This is a genomic window from Paenibacillus pabuli, assembly GCF_039831995.1.
GTDB lineage: Bacteria > Bacillota > Bacilli > Paenibacillales > Paenibacillaceae > Paenibacillus > Paenibacillus pabuli_C.
Genome location: NZ_JBDOIO010000003.1, coordinates 862,190 through 882,136, shown reverse-complemented (window position 1 = coordinate 882,136; position 19,947 = coordinate 862,190). Strand labels below are relative to the sequence as shown.

At 49.6% G+C, this 19,947-nt stretch carries 14 protein-coding genes; all 14 read left to right on the top strand.

The annotated features are described in order from the left end of the window. Positions 1–4 precede the first annotated feature (4 nt). The 14 genes from ABGV42_RS06080 (at position 5) to ABGV42_RS06015 (ending at position 19,891) form a co-directional block, all read left to right on the top strand. Positions 5–2,743 (top strand): CHASE3 domain-containing protein, encoded by a 2,739-nt coding sequence (locus ABGV42_RS06080; RefSeq protein ID WP_347380852.1) that lies wholly within the window; start codon positions 5–7, stop codon positions 2,741–2,743. A 257-nt stretch (positions 2,744–3,000) separates the two neighbouring features. Next, positions 3,001–4,608, top strand: a complete 1,608-nt coding sequence (locus tag ABGV42_RS06075; RefSeq protein ID WP_347380851.1) for a PucR family transcriptional regulator — start codon at positions 3,001–3,003, stop codon at positions 4,606–4,608. Between the two features lie 309 nt (positions 4,609–4,917). Continuing rightward, the gene (gene pucL, locus ABGV42_RS06070) at positions 4,918–6,423 is read left to right on the top strand and encodes a factor-independent urate hydroxylase (RefSeq protein WP_347380850.1); all 1,506 of its coding nucleotides are present in this window, start codon (positions 4,918–4,920) and stop codon (positions 6,421–6,423) included. Continuing rightward, complete coding sequence (gene uraH / locus ABGV42_RS06065; protein ID WP_347380849.1) at positions 6,423–6,800, top strand: hydroxyisourate hydrolase; 378 nt, start codon at positions 6,423–6,425, stop codon at positions 6,798–6,800. Before pucL ends, uraH begins: the two co-directional genes overlap by 1 nt. A 41-nt stretch (positions 6,801–6,841) precedes the next feature. Then, positions 6,842–8,257 carry an allantoinase AllB gene (gene allB, locus ABGV42_RS06060; RefSeq protein ID WP_347380848.1) on the top strand — a complete coding sequence of 472 codons (1,416 nt, stop codon included), beginning with the start codon at positions 6,842–6,844 and terminating at the stop codon, positions 8,255–8,257. After that, a complete protein-coding gene (locus tag ABGV42_RS06055; RefSeq protein ID WP_347380847.1) occupies positions 8,244–9,545 on the top strand; it encodes a Zn-dependent hydrolase in 1,302 nt (433 codons plus the stop codon). The genes allB and ABGV42_RS06055 overlap by 14 nt, the downstream gene beginning before the upstream one ends. A 6-nt stretch (positions 9,546–9,551) precedes the next feature. Beyond that, entirely contained in the window at positions 9,552–10,793 is a 1,242-nt protein-coding gene (locus tag ABGV42_RS06050) for a pyridoxal-phosphate-dependent aminotransferase family protein (RefSeq protein WP_347380846.1), read from the top strand. Then, positions 10,787–12,382, top strand: coding sequence for a gamma-glutamyltransferase (gene ggt, locus ABGV42_RS06045; RefSeq protein ID WP_347380845.1), 1,596 nt, complete (start codon positions 10,787–10,789; stop codon positions 12,380–12,382). Before ABGV42_RS06050 ends, ggt begins: the two co-directional genes overlap by 7 nt. A gap of 81 nt (positions 12,383–12,463) precedes the next feature. After that, on the top strand, positions 12,464–13,786 hold the full coding sequence (locus ABGV42_RS06040; RefSeq protein WP_347383151.1) for a 5'-deoxyadenosine deaminase: 1,323 nt from the start codon (positions 12,464–12,466) through the stop codon (positions 13,784–13,786). Positions 13,787–13,861: 75 nt separating this feature from the next. After that, entirely contained in the window at positions 13,862–14,917 is a 1,056-nt protein-coding gene (locus ABGV42_RS06035) for an XdhC family protein (protein ID WP_347380844.1), read from the top strand. Further along, on the top strand, positions 14,883–15,530 hold the full coding sequence (locus ABGV42_RS06030; protein WP_347380843.1) for a nucleotidyltransferase family protein: 648 nt from the start codon (positions 14,883–14,885) through the stop codon (positions 15,528–15,530). The genes ABGV42_RS06035 and ABGV42_RS06030 overlap by 35 nt, the downstream gene beginning before the upstream one ends. 390 nt (positions 15,531–15,920) lie before the next feature. Further along, positions 15,921–16,829, top strand: a complete 909-nt coding sequence (locus tag ABGV42_RS06025; RefSeq protein ID WP_347380842.1) for an FAD binding domain-containing protein — start codon at positions 15,921–15,923, stop codon at positions 16,827–16,829. Positions 16,830–16,931: 102 nt separating this feature from the next. Continuing rightward, positions 16,932–19,346 (top strand): molybdopterin cofactor-binding domain-containing protein, encoded by a 2,415-nt coding sequence (locus tag ABGV42_RS06020; protein WP_347380841.1) that lies wholly within the window; start codon positions 16,932–16,934, stop codon positions 19,344–19,346. Beyond that, on the top strand, positions 19,343–19,891 hold the full coding sequence (locus ABGV42_RS06015; RefSeq protein WP_347380840.1) for a (2Fe-2S)-binding protein: 549 nt from the start codon (positions 19,343–19,345) through the stop codon (positions 19,889–19,891). Before ABGV42_RS06020 ends, ABGV42_RS06015 begins: the two co-directional genes overlap by 4 nt. Positions 19,892–19,947 lie beyond the last annotated feature (56 nt).

Here is a 19,947-nt window from a genome sequence, read left to right as displayed (position 1 = left end):
CGCGTTGTCGAAGAAGAGAAGGTTTACGATACGCTCCAAAATTTTGTTGGGCTATCTTGTGGTTGTCCTGTTATTCGGAGCTGCCTTGCTGGTTTTATCGGCTCAGATTAACGAATTACAAAAAGAAAACGATTTTATAAGCCATCATGACCTGGAAGTGCATAACCTGACCAACGCCATTGAGAAGGATGTACTTGATATGGAGACCGGACAGCGAGGATTCATGCTTACAGGAAAAGACAGCTACCTGGAGCCTTACAATCAAGCACTATCGGAGTGGAATTCGAATTATGACCAATTGTACGGGCTCATCAGTGATAATCCCTCCCAGCAACAGAGTTTGCAGACGATAAAAACGCATATTGTACGCTGGATCGAGATTGCAGGAGAACCTTCCATTGAATTGAAAAAACAAGGTGATCAGGAGCAAGTGGTTGCATTTTTCCAATCCGATCCCGGTAAAAACGAAATCGATTTACTTCGTGCCCAACTTACAAGCTTTCGTAGTACAGAGGCTGCTTTGACCGAAGCGCGAGTAAGCAGTCTTGCAGAACGTAGCTCCACTCTGCTCACTATCATGTACACATTATGGGCCGCTATTGCCGCATTTTCAATCGGAGCAGCAATCATGGTGTCTGGTAATATTGTCAAAACGCTGCGTGAGGTAAGACAAACCATTAGCGATATAATCAAAGGCGGCAACCTGACAGAACGGATTCATGTGCGGACGGAGGATGAAGTAGGTGACCTTGGGCGGGAGACCAACATGCTGCTCGACAAGGTGCAGGAACAGAATCGGGTGAAGGACCAGATTACGAGTGTCGCTACACTTTTGCAGAATCCGAATAATCTGGAGGGATTGTCACGCCTGTTCCTGAACGAGCTTGCCGCTCTGCTGGAGGTTCCCTACAGTGTACTGTACTATTGGAAAGATAATCGGCTGCTGCGTGTAGCTGCTTATGCGGCAGACGGGGATAAAGAGCGCTCGCTTGGCAAAGTGTCACTCGCACCGGGCGAAGGGCTCGTGGGTCAAAGTGCGCTGGAGAAACGGATACTGCGCATGAACGATCTGCCACAGAACTATATCCGAATCTCTTCGGGATTGGGCCATACTTCTGCGACATCTCTTACTGTCGTGCCCGTTATCTTCGAAGGTCGAACGATCGCGGTCGTGGAGTTGGCTTCATTAAAGCCATTGCTGGAGAAAGAACTCGAACAGCTAAGTGAATTAATTGAAATATTCAGCGTATCTCTCCACTCCACGGCGACTCGCATGGAACTTCAGCAGTTATACGATGAATCCCAGGTTCTGAACGAGGAACTTCAGGCTCAATCGGAGAAGCTTCAGGTACAGACCGAGGAGATGATGTCCCAGACGGAAGAAATGCAAATGCAAACTGAAGAGCTGCACATGTTGAACGAGCGTCTGGAGGTACAAAAAAATGCAGCTGAGACGTCAGCCAGCGAGCTTGCCAAAGTGGCAGACGAACTGCGAACTAGCTCGGGGTACAAATCCGAATTTTTGGCTAACATGTCGCATGAGCTGCGCACTCCGCTGAATAGTATGCTCATCCTGTCCGAGATTTTGGCTGAAAACAAACATCAGCACTTGAGTAGTGAAGAGCAAAATTACGCATCTGTCATTCATACTTCGGGCAAAGATCTGCTTAATCTGATCAATGACATTCTGGATCTATCCAAAGTGGAAGCAGGGGAGATGGACATTGATCTTGGGGACGTTTATCTAGGCGTGCTGCCGGAAACGATGAATCAGTATTTCTTAAAAACCGCTGAGCAGAAAGGAATCGACTTCCGAATTCAGATGCAAAGCAATTTGCCAGAGACCATTGTCACGGATGAGATGCGCTTGCATCAGATTTTAAGAAACCTGCTCTCGAACGCATTCAAGTTTACTCACGAGGGCGAAGTTGCCCTGACCATCTCCCGAATGAATCTGGCAAGCCCGGAGGCTGGTGGCCCGGAAACGGATGTTATTGCTTTTTCGGTCAGTGATACGGGGATCGGCATTGCTGATGATAAGTTGCTGCAGATCTTTGATGCATTTAAACAAGCGGATGGTGCTACGGCAAGAAAATACGGTGGGACCGGGCTCGGTTTGTCCATTTCTCAATCGCTTGCGACTTTACTTGGGGGCTCCATATCGGCGACCAGCCGCGAAGGGCAAGGCAGTGTATTCACCCTTTTCTTGCCATTGAGACCAGAGGAGCCTGAGACAAAGAGCCATTCACGACTGTTTATGAATGAGGTAGCTACAACGATTCCAGTGGTAGACCCTGTATCAAATACATCCAAGGATGAGATTTTGCTGACTCCTTTGGAAGAATCGCTATTGAGCGGGCGCCAGGTTTTTGTCGTAGATGATGATATTCGCAACGTATATGCACTTGCCAATGCACTCGAACAGTATGGCATGCATGTCATTACCGCGCAGAACGGGTATGAATGTCTGGAGATGCTGGAACGCGGAGAAGCCAGTCCCGATATCATTTTGATGGATATCATGATGCCGGAATTGGATGGTTACGATACGACACGTCAGATTCGGGAACGATTGAATCTCACCCGAATGCCGATCATCGCCTTAACGGCTAAAGCCATGAAAGAAGATCGCGATAAATGTATCGCAGCAGGAGCGTCGGACTATATTAGCAAACCGCTGAATATCAAAGAGGTATTATCCCGAATGAAATTATGGCTAAGTCCGGAGACGCTAGAGATTTAAGAACTTATTTATCGTAAATTAATCATTTCATACAAATTTAGAAAACCAATGATAAATTGCAAAGCCTAGGCTGCAATGTTGTCATTGGTTTTATTTTTACCATGTAAGCTTTGAATCTGAAAATGATGTTATAATACTTAACAAATGTAGTGGTTTTAATAAATAAAGTGTGTGTAGGTTAGAGGATTTGAGTTACTTATTTCCATATTCAGAGAAAAATATAACTCATCAGGTTATATACGTGGGAGGTTGTGTCCGTGCAGCTTACGGTGAAAGAGGCTTTACAAGTATATCCTTTGTCTGAGGCCAGACTCGTTGCTGGTGGGGAAGGGACTTCACGGATGATGAAATCCGTTAACGTCATGGACGCTCCAGATATCGCGGATTGGATTAAATCCGGAGAGCTGCTATTCACTACCGCTTTTATCATGAAAGACAACGAGACGGATGCACTTCGCTTGATGCGCCGACTGAATGACCGTGGATGTGCAGGGCTTGGCATTAAACTCGGGCGTTTCTGGCAATCCATCCCCCAAGGAATTATTGAAGAAGCGGATCGTTTACGCTTGCCGCTGCTGGAACTGCCGTTTCAATTCACTTTTTCGGATCAGATGAATGCTCTGTTCAAGGCAGAACACGAGCGGAGCCATCGACTGCTTCATGAAGTCGTACAGAAACAGAAAAAGCTGATGCATTTTGCATTACAACAGCAGCAGCATCGGAATGTGTTCGCCGAGCTTGCAACCGTATTGAACTACCCGCTTGCAGTTATTGGCTCACGAGGACATGTGCTCTATGGCAGTGAAGGGATTGCGGGAGATGCAGTGGTACAAGGCTGGCCATGGAAATCCGTTATGCACCGAGTAAAATGGAATCAGGGCAGTTGTCATCGGGTTCCCATCAAACAAAATGATGAAGAGTACGGGTTCCTGCTCGTGTTTACGGATTCGGCACTCTCCCTTCGGGCAGAGGAAGAATTATTTCAGCAGGCCGCAGACGTACTGGCTTTTTATATGGATATGACCTACCGCGAACATATTAATCCGACCGTGCAGGATGAAATGCGTACACTGTTAACCCAATACCTCGATAACAAAATGACGGTGGAGGAATTGACCAGACTCAGTGAGAACAAAGGCGTTCACCTGTTCCAGGGAACGTATCAATGTGTGCTCATTACGCTGGAACCTTCGGTCTTCGCTGAGGGGAAACTGCTCAAACAAATTCATCGCGAACTGCAATATAACCCATTGATGCAATTTACGGCGTCGCAGCATTTTCAGATGGAAGATGGGATCCTGTCCATATATACGTGCCCCACAGGCCGCGACTATGGTGAGGAATTATCGGGTTTTCTGCTCAGTCGCTTCGCGGATGTGTTATCTGGCCAGGAAGCCAAAGGAGAATCTGTGCCAAGATTCTGGATTAGCAAGATGAAACATGAGCCCAAATCATTGCGTGAAGCTTACCAGGAATGCCTGGATACTCGGCAGCTGGCACAACGCTTCGGCATGAAGGATCGTGCACTGCAGTTTGAGATGTTGGAGTTTGCATACGTGTTCCAGCATGTCCCGGACAGCATTATGGAGAATTATTGCAATAAAGTGCTGGAACCCCTGCTTGCTAGAGATGGCGACCCTAATCAGATATTGATGAACACGCTCGAATCCTTCATTGAGAATGATGGACTGATCAACGAAGCTGCCAAGCAGCTGTTTGTTCACCGGAACACCATTACCTACCGCATGGAGAAAATCGGAAGCCTGCTGCAGATGGACTTCAAGAAAACCAATGACTTGCTAAAGTTAAAACTGGTATTTACGTTCCGCAAATTTGGCCGGGATAAAAGACCGGCAAGACCATGAATATTCATTAAACAGAGAGCTAGCAGCTTCAAGTAGAAAGACACAAGGTATAACGCAGAGAAATTGGTTGGTGCAGGCTTCTGTGCATCATTACAATAATAAAAATCTAGAAAAAAACCGTACGCCCCTTATCGGGCGTGCGGTTTTTTTAGGTTTTATGACATGCAAAGCCTTAATCCCTGTGCACAGATAACAGTTCCCGAATATGATGTTATGTTATATTACAAAATTGCGTACATATTATTGCTGCATCCCACCCTGAACCGTAAAATGAAGAACAACAATTCATAAAAGACCGGAGGTTCTGACATGAGCGATTTTATTAAACTCGTTAACAGCTGGTCTGTCACACAGTTCGTGCATACCTTTGGTGGATTATTTGAGGAATCACCGTGGGTGGCTGAACGTTCCTGGACTTTGCGTCCCTTTGATTCATTGGAACACATGATGAATGTCATGAAGCGTGTCGTTGAAACGGCTGATGACAAGGTCATCCTGCAGCTGCTTCGCAACCATCCCGATCTCGGCGCAAGAATCAGCATGAGCAGCAATTCCGTGAAGGAACAAGCTGGCGCAGGACTGGATTCTCTCTCGCCTGAGATGTATAGCGAACTGAACCAATTAAACAAGGAGTATACAAGCCGATTTGGCTTTCCATTCATATTGGCAGTCAAAGGTCATACTGCTCAGACCATTCTCGATTCGATGCGTCAGCGCCGTGGGCGGGACAGGGAGGAAGAGTTTCAGACGGCTTTGAAGGAAGTTTTCAAAATTGCATCCATCCGTCTGGAGAAGTGGCTGGTTCAAATTGGTCATGAACATGAAATTGGACCGAAGCCTGCGGGGGCCCCTAAGCGAACCATGTATTACGGCAAAGGCGACGTGTGGTTGTATCGCTCCTATGCCAAACCTCTAACCGGGATCGGATCGGTTCCGGAATCTCCATTTACCGGAAGAAGCAACGTTCTGTTCGGCATGAACATCAAGGTAGCTGTACAGGGTGAGGCATTCTTGCCTTCGTTTACGAAAGGAGATAATTCCTGCATAGTTGCAACAGACTCCATGAAGAATTTTATTCTCAAACACGCTGCGAGCTATACCGGTGCTACGGTTGAAGGTTTTCTTGCGTATGTGAGTCAGCTCTTTCTTGAGACATACCCTCAGATGACGAAAGTTCAGATGACAGCGGATCAGATACCTTTTGAAGATGTACCCATCGGATTCGATGGAAGTTATCGATCAAGCACGATGGTATTCCGTTATTCGCAAAATGATCGGGGTACGGCTGCAATAGAGGCAGAACGAAACGGTAACCAAATTGAGCTGAGTAACCATTTCAGCGGGGTAGCCGATCTGCGACTAATCAAGGTTAAGGGCAGTGAATTTGCGGGATTTATCAAGGATGAGTATACAACACTGGCTGAGGCGAGAGATCGTCCCTTGTTCATTTTTCTGGATATCAACTGGCGTTACGACGACCCAAGAGATGGGATGGACGATACACGTGGACGTTATGTGGCCGCTGAACAAGTACGTGATATCGCTGCTGCCGTGTTCCACGAATGCCGTTCTGCGTCCATTCAGCACCTGCTGTATCAGATCGGACTTCGTGTATTGAAGCGATTCGGTCAATTGAGTGAAGTTTCGTTTGAATCCAACAACCGGACATGGGATACGGTGCTGGAAGAAGTGACCGAAGGAGAAGGCAAGGTGTATACCGAACCCAGACCGCCATTCGGGTTTCAGGGGTTTTCAATGACAAGGGATGATCTTGAAACAGAGGACAATGACTCGAAGAGAGTAGGTAGATCGTAATGTCGAAGATTGGTGGACGCATAACCACACATGTACTGGATACATCCAAAGGAGTACCGGCTGCGGGAGTTCGGATAGAGCTTTATTTTGTACAAAAGGATGTAGAATCGGAATCCAAGTTAAAAGTCACGGAATCGGTGACCAACGGTGATGGCCGTCTGGATGCACCTTTACTGGATGGAGGCGGGCTGGAGCAGGGAATTTATGAGCTTCATTTTGATGTCGAAGAGTACTACGCGACGCGTTCAACCGAAGAATCGATGCAGGCATTATGGACGGTCGTACCGATCCGTTTTGCCGTATCCGATACTGCAAGTCATTATCATATCCCTTTATTGATCGCTCCAGGAGGCTATAGTACATACCGCGGAAGTTGAAGAAGTTTGAATACTGGTACTGACTCAGGGAGGGCATCCAAATGGCAAATTTTGATTCGATCATCCGGGGGGCCCGGGTCGTGTTAAGAGATCGTGTGCAGGAGCTGGAGATTGGTATTACAGATGGGAAAATCACGGCTTTGTCAGCCCAACTGAAGGCTGATGAAGGAACTGAAGTCATAGAAGCAGCTGGCTTCACTGTAATGCCTGGCGTAGTGGATATTCATGTTCATTTCAATGAACCTGGACTGGCAAGTTGGGAAGGATTCCGTTCGGGATCCGCTTCGCTCGCTACAGGGGGAATTACCACTTATGTTGATATGCCGCTTAATGGGGTACCTCCAACGACAAGTCCGGAAGCTTGGGATATGAAAATGAAAGCTGCCCAGGCCCGCTCCTATGTCGATTATGCATTTTGGGGAGGACTGGTTCCGGGTAATCGGCAGCAGTTAACGAACTTAGCCGAGTCCGGTGCAGCCGGATTCAAGGCATTTATGTCAGAGCCAGGTGGAGAAGGAGAGGACATCTTTGCGAGAGCTGATGAGCAAACGCTTTTGGACGGAATGCACGAGATTGCCAAGCTGAATCGCGTACTTGCTCTTCATGCCGAAGACGAAGAGATGGTTGCACAGCTTGGCGCAAAAAGCGTTGCCGAAGGAAAAACAGGTCCAATGGATTATGTGAAATCCCGTCCGGCAGAAGCTGAAGTCTTCGCCGTAACCAGGGCGCTTCAATACGGAGAGCAGACGGGTTGCCCGCTGCATTTCGTGCATATCAGTACGAGGGAAGCGTTAGAACGGATTGCGGAAGCCAAGCGGCGCGGGCAGGACGTCACCTCGGAAACTTGCCCGCATTATCTTACGCTCACGGACGAGGATGTGGTTCGGTTAGGCGCTGTAGCGAAGTGTGCCCCACCTCTCCGCAGCCGCGCTGAACAAGAGTCGTTATGGGACGCTCTGGCATCCGGGCTTATTGACGTCATCGCATCCGACCATTCACCGTGCCCGCCATCCATGAAAGAATCCGATAATTTTTTTGAAATATGGGGCGGTATTTCGGGTGCGCAGAGCACGCTGCTGATCATGCTTGATGAAGGTTATCTTCGCCGCCGTATTAGCTTACCTTTACTTGGAAGAGTTCTTGCTTTGGAGCCTGCCAGAAGGCTTGGCCTTGAGAGCAAAGGGGAAATTGCGGTCGGTAAAGACGCGGACCTAGTGTTTATTGATTGGAATACGACGACCACATTGAAAATGGATGATTTGTTATATACCCACAAACAGAGTCCATATATCGGACGTACATTCGCGTGCGCCGTTGCAGAAGTGTTCTGCAGGGGGATCAGAGTATACAGTGCTAATGCAGGGCTGTCCCCTAATCCTGCAGGACAGTTTGTTGCAGCTGGTTCGTTTGGAAAAAGTGGAGCGCGCGGAACGGAGGAGCAGCATGACAGAGTTTGAAACATTCATGGGTTCCGGGACGGAAGTGCAGATTGTTCCCTTGCCGCAGCTGGCAGAAGTGAAGCTGCAGGCCATGCTGGATTGGCTGTCCGCATTCGGTGCAGATGCCAAGGGTGGTGTTACTCGCTTGCTGTACGACAAAGCCTGGTGCGAGGCACAGTATGCACTCGCAGCACGGATGGAGGAAATGGGACTGCTTCCCGAATTCGACCAATCCGGTAATCTATATGGCACGTTACAAGCAGCAGATTCAGTAGCGGGAGCTGAACAACTCCCCATTGTGACCGGATCACACATTGATTCTGTCGTGTACGGTGGAAGATATGACGGTGCCTACGGTGTAGCGGCAGGTGTACTTGCGCTGGAATACTTACGCCGGCATTTCGGGGCACCGAAGCGTACGCTTCAAGTGGTTTCGCTATGTGAAGAGGAAGGCAGCCGATTTCCGTTTGCCTATTGGGGATCACGAAGCATTACGGGAGTCACCTCTCTTGAAGATATTCAACATTTGACGGATAAGGACGGGATACCTTTCTCACAAGCGATTCGAGAAGCCGGTTTCGGATCAGACAGTGGCTACAGAACGGCTGCCCAAAAGTACGGTGCCTTTATCGAACTTCACATCGAACAAGGCCAGATACTTGAACGGCTTGGTCATTCAATTGGCATTGTATCCGATATCGTTGGTCAGAAACGATTAAGTATTACTGTTAGCGGCGAAGCAAATCATGCGGGTACGACGCCTATGTCGTGGCGGAAGGATGCACTTGCAGGTGCAGCCGAGATGATCACGGCGGTTAGAACAATTGCTATGGCAGCAGGTGAACCACTTGTAGCAACTGTTGGCCGGATCACAGCTGAACCTGGTGTAGGTAACGTGGTCGCGTCACACGCTGAATTCTCGCTTGATATTCGTCATATCCGGCAGGAGAGTATTGATCGGTGCTGGCAAGACATGCTTCAGGCCTTCATCGGTATTGCATCCAAACTTCAGCTGGAATTGAACTGGGAAGAACACTTGTCGGTCACACCGATTCCAATGAACGAACAGATCACAGCGGATATTCAAGACATTTGCAAGCAGGAGCAGCTGTCCTATATGCAAATGCCCAGCGGGGCTGGACATGATTCGCAGATCTTTCAGCCAAGCTGCCCGACAGCGATGATTTTTGTGCCAAGTCAGGCCGGGATCAGTCATAGCCCCCTTGAATTCACAGCTGAGGAGGACCTGATGCGAGGATTTCGGGTTCTCGTTCAGCTACTCTATAAATACGGTTACGGGAGTTGATTGACCATGTCCAACTATAGAGAATTATCCCCGTCCTTGCGAACCATCATGACCCCGGGACCAGTTGAAGTCGACCCCAGAGTTCTAAGGGCCTTGTCCTTCCCGATCCTTGGACAGTTTGATCCGGAGTTTACGTCCCTGATGAATGAAACGATGGCTATGCTGCGTGAATTATACATGACGAACAATGAGTGGTGTTATCCGGTGGATGGCACATCACGTTCCGGCATTGAAGCAGTGCTGGTTAGTCTGATCCAGCCGGGGGATAAGGTACTGGTCCCCATATACGGACGATTTGGACATTTGCTTGTAGAAATATCGGAGCGCTGCGGTGCCGAAGTAGTAATTATTGAAGCCACTTGGGGATCGGTCTTTGATCCGGAAGAAGTGATTAAGGCCATTCATACTCATAAACCAGATCTCGTGGCCATGGTTCATGGAGAGACATCCACCGGTCAGATGCAGCCTCTCGCTGAGATCGGCAAAGTATGCCGGGAATTGGATCTTCTCCTCGTCGTTGATGCGGTTGCCACTATAGGCGGTACGCCCGTTAAGACGGATACCTGGTATCTGGATGCGGTAATGGGCGGAACGCAGAAGTGTTTATCTGTTCCTTCCGGCATGGCCCCGTTGACATATAACAGCCGCGTGGAAAAAAAACTGATGAGCCGCAAAACGGTCGAACGTGGACTCCGTGACGCGACAAGCGCGAGGGCAGAGGCCCGAACCATTGCAAGCAACTATTTTGACCTGAGTCAGCTGCAGGATTATTGGAGCTCTGCCCGGTTGAATCATCATACAGAGGCTACTTCGATGCTCTACGGTCTTCATGAAGGTCTGCGAATTTTACTTCAGGAAGGACTGGAAGCCCGTTTCGAGCGGCATCGGATCAACGAAAGCGCGCTCGTCGCCGGAATTCAGGGTATGGGACTTCAGATTTATGGAGACATGTCCAGCAAACTTCCGGTGGTTACATGTATCCATATTCCTGAAGGGATCGATGGCGAATCGGTTCGAGGCATGCTTTTGCATGATTTCGGGATCGAAATTGCGAGTTCATTTGGCCCTCTTAAGGGGAAAATCTGGCGGATCGGAACGATGGGCTTCAGCTGTCAGCGCAAAAATGTACTGCATGTGCTTGGTGCACTGGAGGCTGTTCTGCTCCGTCATCACCACGGGCTGCCTGCGGGCGAGGCTGTGCAGGCTGCACTGGACGTGTATGCCGGAAAGGAGGGAGCTTTATGTTAAACCACATGCCCGTTGCCAGAGAGGTGATGATCACCTCTCCACATTATCTGGCGAGCGCGGTTGGAAGCTCTATTTTGCAGAAGGGCGGTAACGCTTATGATGCAGCTGTCGCCGTAAGCGCAGCACTTGGCGTAGTTTACCCGCATATGACTGGGCTTGGAGGAGATGCCTTCTTCCTTATTCATGATGGAGCAAGTGGAGAGATTACCGCTTACAACGGAAGTGGCCGCTCCGCTGCAGGTATTCATGCTGATACGTTCAAAGCGATGGGCATGAATGCCATTCCCCAGCGCGGTGTGCTAAGTGCAATAACGGTTCCGGGAATGGTGGATGCATGGTGGGAAGTGTGGTCACGCTACGGGAAAATACCGTGGGAGCAGCTGCTTGAACCGGCAGCACAGTATGCTGAGAAGGGATGTCCTGTGTCGCGCAATCTTCGCCTGTGGCTGGAACGGGATGAAGAGTTCATTATGGGGCACACGCCACTGCGCGCGGTATTTGCTCCTTATGGCACACTGCTTCAGGAAGGTGAGCTGCTCGTCCAGACCGAACTCGCTGCTTCCATTCGCCTGATTCAGGCGGGAGGACGGGATTCCTTTTATGCAGGAGAGCTGTCGGATCGCATGACTTCGGCCATTCTTGAAGATGGCGGCATGCTTGCACCTCAGGACTTTGCAGCACACAAGGGGGAGTGGGTGAAACCTGTCAGCACGGAATATCGGGGTTATCAAGTGCACCAGCTGCCACCCAACTCGCAGGGTTTCTCGATCTTGATGATGTTAAATATGCTCGAACATATAGACCTCTCTTCCGTAGGTCGTACTTCGCCGGAGTTTTACCATCTGATGGCCGAAGTGGTGAAAAAGGCGTTTCGTGATCGTGATCGGTATCTCACCGATCCAGATTTCCGTGAAATCCCGCTGGACCAACTATTATCGAAGACATACGGGGATGAGTTATGGAGTGAGATCCAGTCTGCGCCTCCAGTAGCACAGCCCTTCTTGTCCAAAACGATCGGACAGGATACGGCTTACGCTGCTGTTGTCGATCAGGAAGGCAACGCGGTCTCGTTTATTCAAAGTCTGTACTTTGATTTTGGCGCAGCCTACGTTCCGGGAGATACTGGCGTAATTATGCAAAATAGAGGGTCTTTTTTCTCTCTCGATCCAATGGATGCGAATGTGCTTGAACCGAATAAACGCTCTTTTCATACGCTCATGCCTGGTCTTGTCACCCGTAACGGGAAGCCTTATATGCTTCTGGGTACACAAGGCGGAGAAGGGCAGCCTCAGACGCAGTTATCCGTGCTTACCGGCGTTCTCGACTATGGTCTGAACATTCAGGAGGCGATCGGTCTCCCTCGATGGGTGTATGGACGAACCTGGGGCGAAGAAGGCGACACTATGCGAGTGGAGAATCGTTATCATGATGACGTATGCGAAACGCTGGCCAAGTGGGGGCATAACGTGGAGATCAGAGCCCCATGGGATGACATTATGGGACAGTCACAAGGCATCGTTATCCGTGAGGATGGCATGATTAGCGGAGCTGCCGATCCCAGAGGAGATGGCATGGCCATCGGTTGGTAACCACGCTTGGTTGTTGCTTGTATTGATTTCTCATGAATACAACGCAAGAGAAAAGAGATAGATACGATGGGGGAGATTATCATGGGAACGATCCTGCTGAAGGGTGCACAGCTCGTCACAATGAACGCAGAAGAAGACGTATTTACAGGCGATCTGCTGATTGAGGATAACAAAATCAAAGAGATTGCCGAGCGTATCGACGTTCAGGCCGATCAGGTCATTGATGCCCGTGGCAAAGTACTGCTGCCAGGGTTCATTCAAACACATATTCATTTGTGCCAGACACTCTTCCGCGGCCGTGCGGACGACCTGGAGCTCATGGATTGGCTTCGTCAGCGGATCTGGCCACTGGAAGCGGCTCATGATGAGGAATCCGTCTATTATTCGGCGATGCTTGGGCTCGGCGAACTGATTTCGAGTGGAACCACGAGCATTTTGGATATGGAGACCGTCCATCACACCGATTCGGCTTTTCAGGCAATGGCACAGAGCGGCATTCGGGTGATCTCAGGCAAGGTCATGATGGACCATGGCGACGAGGTGCCTGAACCGCTGCGTGAAAATACGGCAACCTCACTGCAGCAAAGTGTCGATTTGCTGGAGAAATGGAATGGCTTCGGAGGCGGGCGCATTCAGTATGCCTTTTGTCCACGATTCGTCGTTTCTTGTACAGAGGAACTGCTTGTTGAAGTACGTGATCTATCGAACAAGTATCAGGTGAAGGTGCATACGCATGCTTCGGAAAATCGGGGCGAGATTGAACTGGTAGAACACGAACGTGGAATGCGTAACATTGTCTATCTGGATCATATCGGTTTGGCTACCCCGCGTTTGGTCCTTGCACATTGTGTCTGGCTCAGTGAAGAGGAGAAGGAAATCATTCGCAAGCGAGGCGTAAAAGTCACCCACTGTCCCGGATCAAACATGAAATTGTCCTCGGGTATCGCGGAAATTCCTGACCTGCTTAATCGCCAGATCGCTGTAGGACTCGGTGCGGACGGCGCACCATGCAACAACAACCTGGATATGTTTCAGGAAATGCGCCTGACGGCGTTAATTCAAAAGGTTCCCCATGGACCGACAATTATGGATGCACGCACGGTTCTGCGCATGGCAACGATGGGCGGTGCTGAAGTGCTTGGTCTGTCGAAGGAAATTGGCAGTCTGGAGGTGGGCAAAAAGGCAGACATGGTGTTATTGGATCTGGATGATTTCCATACGTATCCTTCTTATGAGACAGATGTCTATTCCCGTGTAGTTTACTCCGCGACTCGGAGCTGTGTGGACACGGTCATTATTGATGGAAGCATTGTGCTCAAAAACCGGAAGATCCAGACCATTGACCGTGGCATCGTTCTTCGCGAGTCGGATAAGAGCATTGCACGCTTGATGAAGAGAATCTGACCTAGGCTAAGTTTCTGGGAGAAGCGTTGAATTACAGCTGCTGGCAGAAGACATTTCGGAAAGGTGGAGACGAATATGGAAATGCATGATCTGTGTGCAATTGCAGCAGGCGAAGCACGCTGTGTACTTGCGACGGCGGTCAAGGTGGAAGGTCATGCTTACCGTAAGCAGGGAGTCTCTATGCTCTTGACCGAAGATGGCAGGATGTATGGCAGTATCAGCCCGGGATGTCTGGAGAGTGATCTGCAAGCACGTGTAAAACGAGTGCTGGACACGGAACATATAGCATTTGCCGAATACGACATGCGCCCTGAAGATGATCTCTCCTGGGGCGAAACGATTGGCTGCGGAGGATTGGTCGTTGTCTTGCTTGAGCCTGTCTGCGGCGAACTGAGAACCGTATTGACTGAGATGCACGCTTGTTTCGAATCTGGTTCAGCAGCGGAGTTGACCCGGTACTTTCAGAATAAGCATTCGCGTGTTCAGTATGGATGGAATCGGGTTAAGCCAATCGATAGGAAACTTGAATCTGCCCTATGTCTGTCACTTGTAACAAAGGGAAAAAAATCAGCTGAGGCAGAGTTCTGGAATTTGCCAGTACGGATAACTGCCATGTACACCCCCAAACCACGTCTAATTATAGTCGGAGCGGGAAATGATGCCATACCTGTTGCCAGACTTGCCAAGGCAGCAGGATTTCGTGTCATTGTTGCTGATTGGAGAGAAGGTTTGTGTACGTCCGAACGGTTTCCGAATGCACATCTCGTCCTCGGTTTCCCCTCTGAAATCATGTCTGTACTGGATATACACCGCGGGGATTATCTCATTCTGATGAGCCATCAATTCCCGCGTGAACGCGAGTTCTTGGAGCTATTGTCAGGCAGTGAGTACGCTTATCTCGGTATTATGGGGTCCAAAACACGAACAGCACGATTATTGAATGAATTACCGCCGCTTCCGCATCTCCATTCTCCCGTTGGGTTAAGTATCGGTGCAGATGGTCCAGAAGAAATCGCCATTAGCATTGCTTCAGAACTGGTTGCATGCAAGCGTGCTGCCTTGACTGAGAATCGGTTAGCTCAAAGGGGGAATACGCGTGCGACTAACGGGCATTCTGCTTGCAGCAGGTAAGAGTACCCGTCTTGGCCGGAACAAATTAGCACTGGCTATGCCTGATGGGAGAACATTGGCGGCCTGGTCGCTTCAAGCGGCACTCGATTCTGACCTGGAACAGGTCATTTGTGTGGTGAAACCGGAGGATTCCTTGGCATGGCTTCCCGAAAACATGCTTCTTTCATCTTCCAATACCTATAGGAGAGAGGCTAAGCTTCAGATTGCTCTCAGTACAGCATATTCGTCTGGCATGGCCGCATCACTTCAAAGTGGCCTAAAGGCAGCCAAGGAGTACGGGGCGGAGGGTGTAGTGATTCTTTTGGCGGACCAACCTTTGATAAGGGCACAGGATATTAATCAGGTTTCGGCAGCGCTCGCTGCGAACAAACAGTCTGATTATGCAGCTGCTGCGGACGGCGAGGGCGGCAAACCTCCTGTTGCCTTTCGCTCCCACATGTTTGAACCCCTCCAATCTCTTGGCGGAGATGAGGGGGCGCGCAAGATTATGCATAATGACACATACTCGGGAATCCGGGTCACTTTGCCTGAATTCTGTTTCTGGGATGCCGATACCGAGGTGGAACTGAAACGCATTATGGATTATGTAAGTGAATCAGCTCATAAGAATTAATCTCGATCCAAGAACATGCCCCACAATTGAAAACAAAGCAGGAGAAGTTGCCGAGTATATCTCCTCTCTTAACATGAACAGGTCATCCAGTTAGTTGGATTGGCCTGTTTATGTCGTTTCATCATTTTAAAGAGAAGCAGTGTCAGGTTTGGATCGTCCTATCATGCATGAAGCACAAAACGTGGATCGTATTTATACATTTATCCAAATCGATGTGAAGCTAATTGACGCTGCCCCTTCAGTCTCATATGATTTGAAGAATTATTTGGATCATGCGCCATGAATTTGCTCATGAAGCTTCGACTATACGGATTGGATCCAGAGATGACAAGGATCTGCTTGGTGATATCCAGCGGCCCATAGATGCAGAAAGAGAGAGGAGATGGAACGATGGTTATACCGGCATATGGATCAGGAGCGATGCCATTGGTATGGCAGCCGGAAGATCTGGAAGAACTCCAGATGTTGAAGAACAGGCTGAACGGAAGCTTTTGTTATGCTGCAGGCGCAACATTGCTGCGGACCCAGTGGGAAGGCGGTCTTGTACCCGCACCGGAGCACATGATCAGTCTGGCCCGTATTCCAGAGACAAGTGACGTTTATATGGATGGAGAACGAATTGTGATCGGGGCCCTGACCCGGTTGAATAGATGTATAACGGACGGGTCGCTTCAGCATCTGCGGTTACTGAAAGAGGCCGTGAAAACGATAGCTGCACCCTCCATACGCAATGTAGCGACAATCGGCGGCAACATTGTATCAGGAGTCGGAGATACGTTACCTGCATTGCTCACCTATAATGCAGAACTGCATTGGATGACAGACACAGGGTTGGAAACTCGTACACTGGACTCCTGGTTAAAAGGGGGACGTGACGGCAGTCGCAATCCGAATGATGTGTTAATCTCGATCCAGATCCCGATGGAGAAGTGGTCTGTCACCAATCCTGATCGTCCTACAACTGACGTGAGAGAAATTGAATTTTATCGTAAGCTGGGCCGGCGGGAGACATTTAGCGCATCTCTGGTGACCATTGCTTTTCGGGGAGAGATTGCTACAGATGGTACTTGGAAAAAGGTTGCGATAGCTGCAGGCGGAGGATCCGGCATGCCCATGCGACTCCCCGAGTCGGAGCAATTATTACTCAGCGGCAAAGCCTCCATTATGCAAACCACAGCGCTTGCAGATGCTGCAGCCTCGGAATTCGTGACCTATGGTGATGCATTTGCTACCGAACACTACCGGAAGCGGACTGCAGGTAATTTGCTGGGTGCTGGACTTTGGGAAGCACTTCATTAATTCAAGTTTGGTAGTCCTGATCCTAAATCATGGAATGAGAGGGTTCTATTTCGTTCTATAAATTGGATTGCGAATCTTATGCTAGAAAAGGGGGGAGAGACCATGCTGCTGAATCGGGAACATAGTGGAAAACGGTGGCATCTGAGACCGGATGGGATTCCAAAGGTAACAGGACAACTTCAATATCTGACGGATATGACTCTACCCGGAATGCTTCATGGAAGAGTTCTTCGCAGTACCTATCCTTATGCGCGCATTTTATCTATAGATACTACAAAAGCAGAGGCGATGGAGGGAGTGTATGCCGTCCTTACCTCCAAAGACGTACCCGGACTTAATCGTTTCGGGATTGCAACACCCGACCAGCCGGTGTTTTGCGACGATGTTGTGCGTTATGTTGGAGATGCCCTTGCGGCAGTAGCTGCGGATTCCCCGGAACGGGCAGCACTGGCTCTGGATGCCATCCAAGTGGAGTATGAGGAGCTTACTCCGCTGGACAGCACGGATGCAGCTCTCGCCCCTGGCGCACCAGAGCTGCATCCACATGGACCAGGCAATGTGCTGCATCGCACCGAAATCAAACGCGGGAATGTGGAGCAAGCTTTTGCTGCATGTAAACATATCGTTACAGAAACGTACTATACACCTCGTCAAATGCACGCTTATATGGAGACGGAAGGTGGTTTGTTTGTTCCGGATGACGAAGGAAGGCTGAATGTCTACGCAGCAACGCAGCACGGGTACAAGGATCGAATGCAGCTCGCGCGGATTATCGGTTGTCCTGAGGAAGATATCCGTGTCGTATCATCACCCATCGGCGGTTCTTTCGGCGGGAAAGACGAATTGAACGTACAACCTTATGGAGCACTTCTTGCATTGACCAGCGGACGCCCCGTGAAAATGCACAATTCCCGCAAAGAATCCGTCCGTGCAGGTCTGAAGCGTCATCCGATGAAAATTGAAATGCAGACCGGAATCAGTCGCGAAGGCATCATTCAAGCTCACCGGGTTCGCATTACGGCGGATACAGGCGCGTACGCTACGCTTGGAGCGCCAGTGCTGAACTTCTGCACGGAGCATTGTCTCGGTCCTTACTCCATTCCTAATGTGGATGTGGAGGGCGTGTCCGTGTATACCAATAATGGGCTTTCAGGTGAATTTCGCGGATTTGGCGGCAATCAGGCCATTTTTGCAGTGGAGGGCCAAATGGATCGACTTGCGGAGATCATGAATATGGACCCATGGGAATTTCGGAGACGGAACATGAGGGGAAAGGCTGACCCTGGTCCGTTAAATCAGCGAATTCTGGCTACAGATGGACTGTCACAAGTATGGGAAGCGATGGATCGTTCTGAGTTATGGCAAAAACATCAGCACCCTACGGCTAATCCTTCTCTGCCTCCCTGGATCAAGCGCGGGGTTGGAGCTGCAATTGCCATGCACGGTGCCGGATTGGGTTACGGGATCCCGGACCCGGCAGGAGGCCGCTTATCCCTTAATGCCGAAGGCAAGATTGAGGTGGCATTCAGTTACGAAGAATTTGGTCAGGGATTGATCGCTACATTGGAGATCATGCTCTGCGATCTGTTTCAGTGCAGTACTTCGGATCTCAGCATCATCATTGGCGATACGGATCGGGTTCCTCATAGTGGTTCGAGCACTGCTTCACGTTCGACAACCATGGCCTGGATGGCTCTGCAACGATTGCAGACTCCATTTCGTTCCAGAGTGCTAGCGGTAGCTTCTGCCTTGTCGGGTATCCCGGCTGATGAACTGGTGACAGGACCTGGTGGTGTATGGCGTGAAGGCCAACTGCCTAGTGATGTTATGGCGGCAAATTCAACGGAACAGAAGACAGTGGGGCAAGTGACTGGAACATCACTTGTTGATGCCCTGGAGACTTCTTCTCTCTCTGTTGATAAGACGATGACATCGGGCTTCATTATTGCCTATACAGAGTTGGTGAGCCAAGGCACTGCGGAGGAATGGGTGTTTGATACTCATTTCGACTATCCAACCACACCGGATCATGTGGTGGGCGGACACTACTTATATACGTACGCGGCGGTTGCGGCAGAAGTAGAAGTGAACACTTTAACAGGAGAAGCCAAATTGCTCGATACACGTCATGTGGTAGCCGCAGGACCCGTTATTAACCCAATGGGATTTATCGGACAGATCGAAGGCGGAAGTGTGATGGCGCTCGGATTTACGTTAACGGAGGATGCTGTCATGCAGGACAGTCGATATCTTATAACCAATCTGGACACGTATCTTATTCCAACGATTCGGGATATTCACACCAATTTGGAGGTTGAGGCTATTGAAGACCTTCCTGAAGGAGATCCTTTTGGACCAAGAGGGATTGGCGAGATTGGATCTGTGGCGCTCGCTCCGGCAATAACTGCGGCAATTCATCAGGCTACCGGTGTTTGGGTGAATCGATTGCCCGTTCCGCGCGAACAATTGGTTCAATCGCTACATGTACCTTTACAGGAAGGGGTGAGTCCCTCATGAGCAAGCCACTTGGTAACACCTGGTCAGCAGTAGTGAATGGGGAAGAGAAGCAACTGAACATTGCTCAAACGACCCGGCTGGTCGATGTGCTTCGGACTCATTTGAATCTGACCGGAACCAAGGTGTCCTGTGAGGTTGGTCGCTGCGGTGCATGCATGGTGCTTATGGATGGAGAGCCGGTCAACTCCTGCCTGGTTATGGCTTATCAATGTGAAGGACGTGAAATAACGACCATTGAAGGGCTTCATGGTGAGCCGGAGGGAAGTCTGCATCCGATTCAGCAGGCCTTTGTTGAAGAGGGCGGGTTTCAATGCGGTTATTGTACACCAGGGATGGTCATTGCCACGAAGGCACTGCTTGATCATCATCCTCAGCCTACACAGGAACAGATTGAAACGGGATTATGCGGCAATCTGTGCCGCTGCACCGGGTATGGAGGCATTATAAGAGCAGTTTGTAAGGCGAGTGAAAGTTGTGGTGACTCAACTATTGCATCAACAGACGATGGTAGAAACAAACGAATGACAGCTGTACAGCAAGAATAAGAATTGAGGGGAAGAAAGACCAGAGAGAGGGAACTCCTTTTTCTGGTCTTTTTCTG